Source organism: Deltaproteobacteria bacterium (assembly GCA_035063765.1).
Taxonomy (GTDB): domain Bacteria; phylum Myxococcota_A; class UBA9160; order UBA9160; family PR03; genus CAADGG01.
Genome location: JAPSFT010000008.1, coordinates 177,802 through 189,949, shown reverse-complemented (window position 1 = coordinate 189,949; position 12,148 = coordinate 177,802). Strand labels below are relative to the sequence as shown.

The following is a 12,148-nucleotide window of genomic DNA, read 5'->3' as shown; positions in this document are numbered from 1 at the left end:
GGCTACTCGCGGCCGGCCCAGGTGGCTCGGATCAGCTCGGCGATGCCGGCCCGCAGGTCCGGATCCTCGGAGAGCGGAGCCGCCACGGCCACCTCGCAGGCGCGCCGCGGGTCGACGCCCCGTTCGACCAGGCGCGCCGCGTGCACCAGGAGGCGTGTGCTCGCGCCCTCGACGAGGCCCTGCTCGCGCAGCCGCCGCACGCGCCCGCCGAGCCGCACCAGCTCGCGGGCGGTGGCGGCGTCGACGCCCGACTCGTGTCGGACGATCTCGGCCTCGCGCTCGGGCGGCGGGAAGTCGAGCTCGAGCGCCACGAAGCGCTGGCGGGTGGAGGGCTTCAGGTCCTTGGCGAGGCTCTGGTAGCCGGGGTTGTAGGAGACCACGAGCTGGAAGGAGGGATGCGCCTCGACGACCTCGCCGGTCTTCTCGATCGGCAGGATGCGGCGATCGTCGCCGAGCGGGTGGATCGCCACGATCGTGTCCGGACGTGCCTCCACCACCTCGTCGAGGTAGCAGATCGCCCCCGTCCGGGCGGCCGCGGTGAGCGGGCCGTCCTGCCAGACGGTCTCGCCGCCCCGTACGAGCCAGCGGCCGGTCAGGTCGCTCGCGGAGAGGTCGTCGTGGCAGGCGACGGTGACGACCGGGCGTCCGAGCCGCCACGCCATGTGGCGGACGAAGCGCGTCTTGCCGCAGCCGGTCGGTCCCTTCAGGAGCACCGGGAGCCGGTGGGCATGGGCCGCCTCGAAGAGCGCGATCTCGTCGCCCGCCGGAAGGTAGTAGGGCTCCGCTCCGGCGTGTTCGACCCGGTGCAGGCTAGACGACACTGGACCGGGCCAGACTGGCCGGCCGCTCGGCCGCGACGGGGCGCGGCAGGCCCGCGGAGACGAAGTTCCACAGGAAGCAGCCGGCGCCGGCGGCGAAGATCACGCCGGTCCCGAGCCACATCAGGTAGTGCACCTGGATCAGCTGCTGGGTCTCGAGGTAGCCGAAGCCCAGGATCCGCTCGAGGTAGGTCTGCGAGATCCCGGCAGCCGCCAGCGCCATCGTCATCCCGAACATGCCGCCCACCATCAGCCAGAAGGCCCACAGCCCGAGCCGGGTCTGGGCCTCCTCCTCGCTGCGGCCGGTGAGGTACGGGAGGGCGTAGCTGAAGATCGCCAGGTTGATCATCGCGTAGGCGCCGAAGAAGGCCATGTGGCCGTGCATCGTGGTGACGTGGGTCCCGTGCGTCCATCGATTCACCTGCGGCCAGGTGTGCGACAGGCCCAGGATCCCGGCGCCGATCGCCGAGAAGATCGCCGAGCCGACCGTCCAGTGCAGCGCAATGGCGTTCGGGTGCTCGACGCCGCTGCGGCGGAAGGTGTTGTAGGCGTAGGCCGCCATCGCGAACAGGGCGAGGGGCTCGAGCGCGCCGAAGAAGCCGCCGACCCACAGCCAGTACCCCGGCACGCCGATCCAGTAGTAGTGGTGCCCGGTGCCCAGGATCCCGGAGATGAAGGTGAGCCCGACGATCACGTAGAGCCACTTCTCCATCACCTCGCGGTCGGCACCCGAGAGCCGGATCAGGAGATAGGCGAGGATGGCCGCCAGGATCAGCATCCAGACGCCCTCGACCCACAGGTGCACCACCCACCAGCGGTAGTAGCGGTCGAGCGTGTAGTGGTCGAAGTGGATCAGGGCCGGAACGAAGAGCAACGCCGTCGAGGCGAGCCCCCCGATCAGCACGGCCTCCGTCGTGGTCCAGCGGCCGGCCTTGCGGACCGTCATCAGGATGTTGAGCAGGAACATCCCCATCACGACCACCACGCCGAGCTTCAGCGGGAACGGCATCTCGAGGAGCTTGCGGCCCTCGGTGATGCCGAACAGGTAGCCGACCACCGTCACCACCCCGATCGCGAGCCAGAGGGCGAGCTGCGCGTAGGCGAGCCGCGGGCTCCAGATCTCGGTGCGCGACTCCTCGGGCACGATGTAGTAGGTGGCGCCCATGAAGCCGGTGAGGCACCAGACCAGGAGCAGGTTGGTGTGGATCTCCTTGCTGGTGGCGAAGTGCATCACGTGGAGGAGCGGATCGGGCCCCAGGTACTTGGCGAGGGTCAGCAGGCCGAAGGTCACCTGGAGGACGAACAGCACGACGGCGGCCAGGAAGTAGGCATAGGCGATGCGCTGGGTCGTGAAGCTCATCGTGCGGCCTCCTCCGGTCGGCGCAGGGTCAGCAGGAAGGCGACGAGGTCCTCGGTGGCCTGCGGGCTCAGGGTCGCGGAGTAGACGGAGGGCATGTAGGAGACCCCCTCCGGTGTCGCATGCTTGGCCCGGGGTGGCGCGATGAAGACGCTCGGCTCCGCGATCGACTCGCGCAGGTACGCCTCCGCGTCGCGCGCCTGGCCCCGGTACCCGGGGTCGTGGATGCGCTGCTCCGCGTGCACGGCCACGCTCGCGAGCGAGGGGCCGACGAGCTCGACGCCGGGCTCGAGGGAATGGCAGGCGGCACAGCCGGCCTCCGCGAAGGTTCTCTTCCCCGGGTCGCTGCCGGGCGCGGCGGCCACCGCGGCACCGGCGTCGGGCAGGCCCGCCGGCGTGCCGGTCACCCGGATCGGCCGCGGCGGCCAGCCCTGGGTGTCGATCCCGCCGACCCAGGCGAGGAAGGCGATCACGTCGCCGGTCTCCTGCTTCGAAAGGCCGAGGGTCGGCATCAGCCGGCCATGGCGCTCCTCCGAGTAGAACTTCGACGGGTCCTCGAGGAAGGCGGCGAGGTAGGCCGCCCCGCGCTGTTCGACGATCTCGGTCAGATCGGGGGCGAAGTAGGCGCCCTCGCCGAGCAGCGTGTGGCAGTTCTCGCAGTTGTACTTCATCCACACCCGCAGCCCGCGCCGCACCTCGTCGTCCAGCTCCTTCGCGTGCTCCCGGTGCACGACCGTCCAGTGCGAGTCGACCGTGAGCCCGATGAAGGCAAGCGTGAACAATACGGTTCCGTACACGAAAAAGCGACGGGTATCGGCCTTGGTCACGGCTCCTCCGGACCCCGCCCGGCACGCGGCGGGCGCCGTCCGGCGCGCACCGTCGCCACGACGGCGAGGACGAACGCGGCCACCCCCGAGCCGGCCGCCACCAGCATCGACGTCGTCGCCAGCCCCGGCCAGCCGCTGCGCCCGGCGAGCGGCGCGAAGAGCACCGTCGCGATCGCCAGCAGCACCAGGGCGACGATGGCCTGATCGTCGCGCACGCTCAGACCGCGATGCGCGAGGAGTTCACGACACCGATCCCGACCGCGTACGCCACGGCGCTCGCGAGCAGGGCCAGGACCACGATCGCCCCGAGGCGGAGCCATCGTTCACCCGGGGAGCGGACGAGCGGGGCCATGCAGCGTGTTCCTCCTTGGCTCGCCTGTGCGTAGCCGATGGACGCGGCGCGCCCAGCGCCGGTCTGGCCGGAACCGGGGCAACGCGAGGCGGATGGTGACACCGGGTCACCTCGTTCGAGTCTACGAGGCTGAAATAGCCATGAAGCGCCATTTCGCCTCATGACTGAGCAGCTATAACACAGTCGAAGTGCTGCGACCCGTTCTCCGGCACGGCGCTGGGCAGACCCAGACCCGCTTCCGTATGCTCCTCCGCCCGATGCGCGTCCGCCGTCCGCTTGCGACCGTCGCGGTCCTCGCTGCGCTCCTCGCAGCGGACGGGCCTGCACCGGCGCAGCATGGGATGCCGGCCGGGCCCCGGCCGCTCCACCTGCGACTCGCCGGGGCCGATGTCGTCGCGATCGCGACCGTCGCGGACGTCCGCGAGGACCGCGTGGCGCTGCGCGACGCTGCGGTCCTGCGCGGCTCAGCAGCGCGGACCTTCGAGCTCAAGCACGCGCCATCGCAGGAGATTCCCTACGCGGTCGGGCTCACCCTGGTTCTTCCGCTCCGCGGCGCGCGCTCTCCCTACGTGCTCGTCGACGATGCGCGCGAGCTCGTGGTCCTGCGCGACGGCGCCAGCGCTGCCGCCTGGCGCAGCGCGCTGCCCGCCCTGCTGGGCGCCGGCACCGACCACGACCACCTCGTCGCGGTGTACCTGGGCTGGCTCGACGGCCGGGAGGAGAGCTTGCGCGAGGCCGCGGCCGCCGCCCTCCTCGATCCCCGCTCCGCGCTGCTGCCGGTCTCGTCCGAACGTGCGGTCGAGCGCGTGCGAGCCGCTCTCGACCCGGCCGCACCGACTCCCGCCCGCCGGGTATCCGCGCTGCTCGCCGCCGGGCGTCCCGAGGGCGCGCGGCTCCTGCTCGCCGCGATCCGCGATCCCGACGCCGACCCGCAGGTGGCCGAGACGGCGCTGCGCAGCGCCGTCCAGCTCCGCCTCGAGGGCATCGACGAGGCGTTGCTCGCCGCCCTCGCACACGACGACGCGGAGGTGCGGCGCGTGGCGGTGACGCTCGTCGACTCCACGGGCTCGGCGCCCGGGCTCGCGCGCCTGCCCGCGTTGGCTGCACACGATCCGGATGCGGGCGTGCGCCGTGAGGCGCGCAGCGTGATCGCGGCTTCGCGCAAGTAGCCCGTCGCTCCTGCCCGCTGCGCTCGCGGCCGGCTCGCGGCGCGCGGACAGCCGTTACGGAGGCGGCCGGATGGACCTTCCTCGCCTTCGGCTCGCTGCGCGCTCGCTTCGCGGGGTCGAGGTGGCGGGGGCCTTCCCGGAGCTCTGACGGAGCGCTCGGGCCTGTGGCCGGACCGGAGTGGCGTGCCGTTCCTCCCGGACACCGTCGGTCGGGTGCCGCGAGGCTCGCATCCATCCCCTCCTTCGCCCATCCCGGCTTGCGAACGAGGCGCTGGGCGTGCGATCGGCTTCGCCGTCGGGAGGTGGGTGCTCGTGCGCCGGTTCGTCGCCGCTGCGGGTCTCGGGATGCGGGCTCGCAGCGCAGGCCTTGCGGCGCTCCCGGCGCGCGAACGATGCCGCGCCTCCGTCGGTCTCCGGGCTCGTCGAGTGGAAGCTCCCGACTCGGGAAGGGCTTCCCCCGCCTGTACCCGCTTCGCCGACGTCTCTCGTGGCACCCGGCGTCCGGCGACGCGACGACCAGCCGGCGAGAGCGGGACCTCGGATCTCCTGCGTCCGGCACCGGGTACGAGTCCACTCTACGCCGGAACGCCGGTCGAGACAAGCTGCTTCTCGCGCGCCCCGACGGGGCCGTTCACGCCGTAGTCCGGGGCCGCGCCAGCAGCGCCCCCGCGCCGGAATCCGCCAGAACGCGTGGTCGGGCGTGCGGAACGGCGCCGGGGCGTCGCGCGCGGGGAGCCAGGCGGTGAAGAAGCCGCGGCGCCTCCAATCGTTATACACACATCGCTGTCGAGCCCCCGCAGCCCCGGTGCCACGTGCAACCCCGTGGCCCGCACGCCGAGCACTTCGGGTACCGTCCCCGCCCGTGACGACGCCCGCCGCGAGTCCGGCCCCCGCCCTGCGCGCCTCGAGCCCGCCGCCCGCCGGGCGCCTCGCGCTCCCGGTGCTGCTCGCGTACTCGGCGGCGCAGTTCGGGCTGTCGGCCTCCAACACGCTGGTCGCCACGCAGCTCCCGTTCTTCTACGTGGACACCCTGGCCCTGCCGCCGGCCCTGTTCGGACTCGTGATGCTGATCACGAAGGCCGTCAACGCCGTCTCCGACCCGCTCATGGGGCACCTGACCGACAACACGCGCCATCGCTGGGGCCGGCGCCGTCCCTGGCTCGCGCTCGGCGCCCCACCGCTCGCGCTCGCCACCTGGCTGCTCTTCGCTCCGCCCGACCGCACCGGCGAGGCGCTCTTCGGCTGGCTGCTCGTCACCTTCGTGGCCTGCCTGACCTTCCGCAGCATGGTGGAGACGCCCTACCAGGCGATGGCGCCGGACCTGACCGAGGACTACGACGAGCGCACCCGCCTCGCTGCCTGGCGCACCACGATCGGCATGATCGGCGACATGCTGGGTGCGATCACGCCGATGCTGCTGCTCGCGCTCTGGCTGCCACGCGCGACCTTCGCCACCGCCGGCTCGGGCATCGCGCTCGTGATCCTGGTGGGTGTCGTGATCGCGCTGGTCGGGGTTCGCGACCGGCCCGCACACGCCGCCGGACCGCGGGTGCCGATCGGCGAGAACCTGCGGCGGATCGTGTCGTTCCCGCTCCGCAACCGGCCCGCCGGGATCCTGATCGTCTGCTACGCGGCCTCGGTCTTCGCCACCACCACACCGGTCTCGGTGTTCCGCTTCCTCGACCGCTACGTCTTCACGGCCACCGGTCTGGAGGGCACCGCGCTCGGTGGCGTGATCGCACGGATCGGACCCGCCGCCTTCCTCGACATCGCAACGATCGTGGCCTACTTCGCGGGGGTCTTCCTGTCGGCGCCGCTGTGGACGCGGGCGATGCGCTCCCGCGACAAGAAGCACGGCTACGTCTTCGCCTTCGTGTACCTCGGGGTCGTGACCTGCGGCGTCTTCCTGATCCCGCGCGAGCTCGGCATCCTGTTCCCGGCGCTGAACCTGCTGGTGGGCGCCGGCGCGCTGGGGCTGTGGATGCTGCCCGGGGCGATCGGGCCCGACGTCCTCGAGTGGGAAGAGCTCCACCACGGCCGCCGGCACGAGGGCGGCTTCTACGGGATCTGGATGCTGGTCCAGAAGATCGGCGCCGCCGTGGCGCTCTTCGCGATGGGACTCCTGCTCGACGCGATCGGCTTCGCGCCCGGCCGCGAGCAGGGCGCCGGCACGCTGCGCGGGATCCGCTTCCTGTACGGGGGCATGCCGCTGCTGGTCGCCCTCGCCGCCGCCCTGCTCTTCTCGCGCTACCCCCTGACCCGCGAGGTCTACGCCGACGTGCAGGAGCGGCTCGCCGCGCGCCGGCGCGGCGAACCGGAAGCGACGCTACGTTCCTGACCCCGGGTCATCCGAGGAGAAGCGCCCCATGGACTGGAACTTCGCGGACCTCTTCGAGCTCGTCGCCGACACCGTCCCCGACCGCCGGGCCCTCGCCCACGGCGTCGCCGGGCCGACCCGCACCTGGCGCGAGCTCGACCGCAACGCGAACGCGCTGGCCCGCCACCTCGCGCGCAGCCACCAGCCGAACGACAAGCTCGCGATCTACGCCTACAACCGGCCCGAGTTCATCGAGACCCTGCTCGCCGCGCTGAAGGCCCGGCTGGTCCCGGTCAACGTCAACTACCGCTACCGCGAGGAGGAGCTCGTCTACCTGCTCGACAACGCCGACGCCACCGCCGTCGTCTACGAGGCCGAGTTCGCCGACCGGATCGCGAAGGTGCGCGACCGGCTGCCGAAGGTCCGGGAATGGATCGAGATCCAGGACGGCGACGCGGCAGGCGCATCCGCGATCCCTTACCAGGAGATCGTCGGCGCGGGGACCGACGAGCGCCTCGACGTCCGGCGCGACCCGGCCGACCTGATCTTCATGTACACGGGCGGCACCACCGGCATGCCGAAGGGCGTGATGTGGGAGCACCGCGCGCTCTACCACTCGCTCGGCGGTGGCGGCAACGTCGTGCTCGGCGAGAAGGCGAGCGAGAGCCCGGCCGAGCACGCCGGGCGCGTCGCCCAGGAGGGGCGCGCGCAGCGGCTGCTCCCGGCCTGCCCGCTGATGCACGGCACGGGGCTCTTCACCGCGCTCAACGCCCTCGGCGGCGGCGGCACGATCGTGACCAGCGCGAGCAAGGCGCTGGACGCCGAGGAGCTCTGGTCGACGGTCGAGGCGCGTGGGGTCAACGCCTGCTCGATCGTCGGCGACGCCTTCGCGAAGCCCATGCTGAAGGCGCTGCAGGAGAATCCGGGCCGCTGGGACCTGTCGAAGTTCCTGCTCATGGTGTCGTCGGGCGTGATGTGGAGCCCGCCCGTCAAACAGGCGCTCCTCGAGCACATCCCGCACGCGCTGCTCTACGACTCGTTCGGCTCGAGCGAGGCGGTGGGCTTCGGCGTCGAGCTGACGACGAAGACGAGCACGGTTTCGCTCGGCAAGTTCCGGATCGGGCCGAACTGCAAGGTGTTCACTCCCGAGGGCAAGGAGGTGGAGCCGGGCAGCGGCGAGCCCGGCTTCATCGCCCGCTCCGGCCCGATCCCGCTCGGCTACTACAAGGACGAGAAGAAGAGCGCCGAGACCTTCAAGACCTACCAGGACCGCCGCTGGTCGATCCCCGGTGACTGGTGCACGGTCAACGCCGACGGCACGATCGTGCTCCACGGGCGCGGCTCGGTGTGCATCAACACCGCCGGCGAGAAGGTCTACCCCGAGGAGGTCGAGGAGGCGCTGAAGACCCATCCCGCCGTCGCCGACGCGATCGTGGTCGGAGTGCCCGACGAGAAGTGGGGCGAGGCGGTGACCGGCGTGGTCCGCCTCGAGGCGGGGCGGAGCACGAGCGAGCAGGAGCTGCGCACGCACGTGCGCGAGCGGCTCGCCGGCTACAAGACCCCGAAGCGGATCGTCTTCAGCGAGGCCACGCTGCGGGCGCCGAACGGCAAGGCGGACTACAAGGGCGCGAAGGCGCTGGCGCTCGGAAGCTAGGCTCCGAGGGCACCCGGCGAAGAGGGCGCCTGCTCACGACGGTCAGCGCCCGAGCGCGGCTGCGCGCAGCTGTGCCTGGCGCGCGTAGTCGATCGCCTCACCCAGCACACGCGCCGTCTCCTGGGGCGCGTGGAAGCCCATGGAGTTCTCGGCGTTCACGAAGTCGAGCCGCCATTGCGCCCGGCGCTGGAGCTCGAGCACCTCCCCGAGCCGGGTGTCGCCGGCGCCCGCAGCCCGGGCGGCGACGATCGCGTCCAGCATGTCGATCTGCGCGACCGCGGCGCGCTCCATCAGTGCGTCGGTGCGGTCCTGGATCGTGGCGACGCGCGCCAGGAGCTCGCTCTCCGCCACCGGATGGCAGGGCTGGCAGGCGCGCGCCACGTTGAGGAGCGGGCTGCGCACCCAGTGGTCGCTCACCTTGAGGGCGCCTTCGCGCTGGTAGGGCATGTGACAGTCGGCGCAGGCGACTCCGGCGCGGGCGTGGACGCCCTGGCTCCAGGTCTCGAACTCCGGGTGCTGTGCCTTCAGCAGCTCGGCGCCGGTCTCGGCGTGCTGCCAGTCGTAGAAGCGATGGCCGTCGTCGAAGCGGGTAGCGTCGTAGACCGCCTCGACCTGCTCGACGCGCAGGCCCTCGGCCCACGGGAAGAACAAGGTCAGCTTCGGGCCACAGTAGTACTCGACGTGACACTGGCCGCAGGCGAAGGAGCGCAGCTCCTGGCGGGACGCGTCGACGTTGGGGTCGTAGGGGCGCGCGCGGTCGCCGGCGCGCCAGCGCCCGACGCTCGGCAGGTGCGGCACCGGGGCGGAGCCGGCCGCCAGCGCGGCGATGCCCGCGAGGAAGCCAGGGCGCGTCACGCGCAGCGCCATCGTACGCGGATCGTGGCAGTCGACGCAGCTCACCGGGTGCGCGCCGGGCACGTGCTCGAACTCCTGCGTCGCGCCGCGCGCGACGGGGTCCATCGAGCCGGTCGCGACCACCTCGGCGTGGGCCTCCGCGTAGGGGAGCTTGCCCAGCGCCACGAAGCCCTCGTGCACGTTGCCCGCGCCGAGGCGCCGGTAGGTCGGGATCACCGACGCATGGCAGTGCAGACACGCGCCGGGCTGCAGGCGCTCGGTGATGCGTCGGGTCTGTTCCTGGTCGTAGAGCATGTAGGCGTGCCCGCGCCGCTCGCGGAAGTCGAGCGCGAAGGCGTAGCCCGCGAACATCCGCACCAGCCACGGGTCCTTCTCGAGTCGCGACCGGGCCGGCGCGCCCTCGCTGCCGCCGTAGCGTGTCCGGGTCGCATCGGCGGTGCGGCGGTAGGAGTCGTACTGGCGCGGCCAGTTCGTGCCCCACGGCGCCGGATCGGTCGTCTCCTCACCGACCCGCACGAGCTTCAGGTAGGGATCGCGCGCCTCCGCCTTGCGCCGGTCGATGTCGACCAGCAGCGCGGCGATGCCGGCGGCTGCAGCCGCGGCGGCGATCGCCACGCCGGCGGCGAGCCAGGGGGAAACAGAACGCGAAGCGGCCATGCCACCCTCCCCTTCGCTCGGTCCGTGTCCGGCGTTGCGGTGACAGTGCACACAGCGCACCTCGTCGGCGCCGGCGGCGTCCCGGCGCGCGGCGGTGATCTCGTGCACGAAGTCGCCGTGGCAGTGGAGACAGGAGGCCTGGAGCGCCGCGGCGTTGCGCGGCGTGATCCGGATCGGCTCGTGGAAGCCCTGGAGCGTGAAGGCCTTGCTGTGATGGAAGCCGTTCAGCCCCTTCGACAGCCACCGGCCGACGAAGGTATGGGGGACGTGGCAGTCGTTGCAGGTGGCGACCGCGTGATGGGGGCCCTTCTGCCAGCCCTCGAACGGCTCGTTCATGACGTGGCAGTTCGCGCAGGCGCGGGGGTCGTCGCTCAGGTACGCGAGCCCCTCGGCGTACCCGAAGGTGAAGGCTCCGAGCCCCCCCACGGCGCCCACGAGAGCCGCCACCGCCAGCCACGAGCGATCCCACCGCCGGATCACGCCCCAAACCTGCCACGCCGGCGCCGCAGACGCAGCGGATCGCGCGTGAGAGGGCGGGGCAAGTCTCCGTTGCGGCTGACGATTCAACCCGAGAGCCCGGATCGCCGCATCACCCGGACGGGCGGGGTGGCCACGCGTCCCCGTCCGTTCACGCCTGTCACGAGGCGTTCATCCCCGTGGGGCCGGCGATCCGTGCGAAAACCGGTCTCGGCTAGACTCGGCCGTCGTTCGGAGCGCGTCCCGCGCGCGCCCGAGGAGCCCCCTTGAACCGCCGGATCATCGTCTGCGATGGCGCCGAGCTCGCACGGCTGTGGAGCCGGATCGGAGCGGCGGACAGCGAGGAGCTCACCTGGGTCCCGCGGGAGGATGAGTCGCGCGCCCGGCCCCAGGGCTTTCGCGCCCTCCAGGGGGGGCTGGTTCCCGAGGCGATCGCGAAGCTGAACCCCAAGGAAGGGGACGTCTTCGGGATCGTCTCGGAGGAGCCGGGCTTCGTGCGCCAGGCCGTGGCGGTGCTGAACGACGCGGTGCCACAGGCCCCCGTCCTGGTGCTCTCGGACGAGCTCGAGCCCGGGCAGCTCCTGCCGCACCGCTGCCTGCGCCTGGGCCGGCTGCGCTCGCTGATCCGCGACGACTTCGACGAGGAGTTCGACCACCTCGCCAACCTGCGCCGCGTGACCGAGATCCGCGAGCTGCTCGAGCTGCGCGAGAAGATCGCGATCCTGCTCCAGCCCGACCCCGACCCCGACGGCATCGCCTGCGGCGTGGCGCTCCGTGCGCTGCTCGGGCGCAAGAGCACGAGCACGCCGCTGGTCTCCTTCGGCGCGGTGAAGCGGCCCGAGAACCGTGCCATGGTCGCCGCCCTCGGCATCGAGGTGCGCACCGTGACCCCTGCCGAGCTCGCGGAGTTCGACAGCCTGACGCTCGTCGACGTCCAGCCGACGGTCTTCGGCGAGGGCGCACCACCGCATGTGCTCTCGGTGGACGTCGTGATCGATCACCACCCGGAGCGCAGCGGCTACGAGGCGCGCATCCGCGACATCCGGCCGTCCTACGGCGCCACCTCGACGATCCTCACCGAGTACGTGCGTGCGGCGGGCGCGGAGGTCCGGCCCAAGCTCGCGACCGCGTTGCTCTACGGCATCAAGAGCGACACGCAGCTGCTCGGCCGCGAGACCAGCGGCCGCGACATCCAGAGCTTCGCGTTCCTGCACGCGCTGCACAGCCCCGCGCTGCTGCGCCGCATCGAGCGCCCGGCGCTGCCGGTCGGTGGCCTGCGCGCGCTCGGGCGCTCGCTCGCCCGCACCGCCGTCGAGGACGGCATCCACATGCTGGTGCTCGGCCGGGTGCGCGAGGACGTGATCCCGCAGGTCGCGGACCTGGGCCTCCAGGCGGAGGGCGCCGAGTGGTCGGTGGCCGCCGGCATCGTGGGTGGAGACCTGGTCTTCTCGGTACGCAACGTCGGCTACGTGCGCGCTGCCGGCGAGGTGGTGCGGGCCGTCGTCGAGGGCCTCGGCGTGGGGGGCGGCCATCGCACGATGGCCAAGGGCATCATCCCGCTCAAGGCCTTCCGCAAGACCTACCACAAGGCCGACCACGCCACGATCCGTAAGGCCCTCCACGAGGCCTTCGTCCGCGCGATCCACCGCGACGGCGAGTAGCCGC

The 12,148-nt window shown here is 72.2% G+C and carries 10 protein-coding genes; 4 read left to right on the top strand and 6 right to left on the bottom strand.

What is annotated here, in order from left to right:
• Nucleotides 1-2 precede the first annotated feature (2 nt).
• From OZ948_08510 to OZ948_08490, 5 genes are read right to left on the bottom strand one after another with little or no spacing between them, the layout of a single operon-like run.
• Nucleotides 3-821 (bottom strand): CbbQ/NirQ/NorQ/GpvN family protein, encoded by an 819-nt coding sequence (locus OZ948_08510; GenBank protein ID MEB2344768.1) that lies wholly within the window; start codon nt 819-821, stop codon nt 3-5.
• Nucleotides 811-2,178 carry a cbb3-type cytochrome c oxidase subunit I gene (locus OZ948_08505; GenBank protein ID MEB2344767.1) on the bottom strand — a complete coding sequence of 456 codons (1,368 nt, stop codon included), beginning with the start codon at nt 2,176-2,178 and terminating at the stop codon, nt 811-813. Before OZ948_08505 ends, OZ948_08510 begins: the two co-directional genes overlap by 11 nt.
• Nucleotides 2,175-3,002 (bottom strand): cytochrome c, encoded by an 828-nt coding sequence (locus OZ948_08500; protein ID MEB2344766.1) that lies wholly within the window; start codon nt 3,000-3,002, stop codon nt 2,175-2,177. The genes OZ948_08505 and OZ948_08500 overlap by 4 nt, the downstream gene beginning before the upstream one ends.
• Nucleotides 2,999-3,217 (bottom strand): hypothetical protein, encoded by a 219-nt coding sequence (locus tag OZ948_08495; GenBank protein MEB2344765.1) that lies wholly within the window; start codon nt 3,215-3,217, stop codon nt 2,999-3,001. The genes OZ948_08500 and OZ948_08495 overlap by 4 nt, the downstream gene beginning before the upstream one ends.
• A 2-nt stretch (nt 3,218-3,219) precedes the next feature.
• Nucleotides 3,220-3,354, bottom strand: coding sequence for a hypothetical protein (locus OZ948_08490; protein MEB2344764.1), 135 nt, complete (start codon nt 3,352-3,354; stop codon nt 3,220-3,222).
• Between the two features lie 341 nt (nt 3,355-3,695).
• Here OZ948_08490 and OZ948_08485 point away from each other — a divergent pair, with 341 nt between their 5' ends.
• The 3 genes from OZ948_08485 to OZ948_08475 all read left to right on the top strand — a co-directional run bounded on the left by OZ948_08485 (nt 3,696) and on the right by OZ948_08475 (nt 8,494).
• Nucleotides 3,696-4,523, top strand: coding sequence for a hypothetical protein (locus tag OZ948_08485; protein ID MEB2344763.1), 828 nt, complete (start codon nt 3,696-3,698; stop codon nt 4,521-4,523).
• Between the two features lie 862 nt (nt 4,524-5,385).
• On the top strand, nt 5,386-6,861 hold the full coding sequence (locus tag OZ948_08480; protein MEB2344762.1) for an MFS transporter: 1,476 nt from the start codon (nt 5,386-5,388) through the stop codon (nt 6,859-6,861).
• Between the two features lie 28 nt (nt 6,862-6,889).
• Nucleotides 6,890-8,494 carry an acyl-CoA synthetase gene (locus tag OZ948_08475; protein MEB2344761.1) on the top strand — a complete coding sequence of 535 codons (1,605 nt, stop codon included), beginning with the start codon at nt 6,890-6,892 and terminating at the stop codon, nt 8,492-8,494.
• 42 nt (nt 8,495-8,536) lie between these two features.
• Here OZ948_08475 and nrfH read toward each other — a convergent pair whose 3' ends face one another.
• Nucleotides 8,537-10,486 carry a cytochrome c nitrite reductase small subunit gene (gene nrfH, locus OZ948_08470; GenBank protein ID MEB2344760.1) on the bottom strand — a complete coding sequence of 650 codons (1,950 nt, stop codon included), beginning with the start codon at nt 10,484-10,486 and terminating at the stop codon, nt 8,537-8,539.
• A gap of 263 nt (nt 10,487-10,749) precedes the next feature.
• Between nrfH and OZ948_08465 the strand changes: the two genes are divergently transcribed.
• On the top strand, nt 10,750-12,144 hold the full coding sequence (locus OZ948_08465) for a DHH family phosphoesterase (GenBank protein MEB2344759.1): 1,395 nt from the start codon (nt 10,750-10,752) through the stop codon (nt 12,142-12,144).
• The last annotated feature ends 4 nt before the right edge of the window (nt 12,145-12,148 follow it).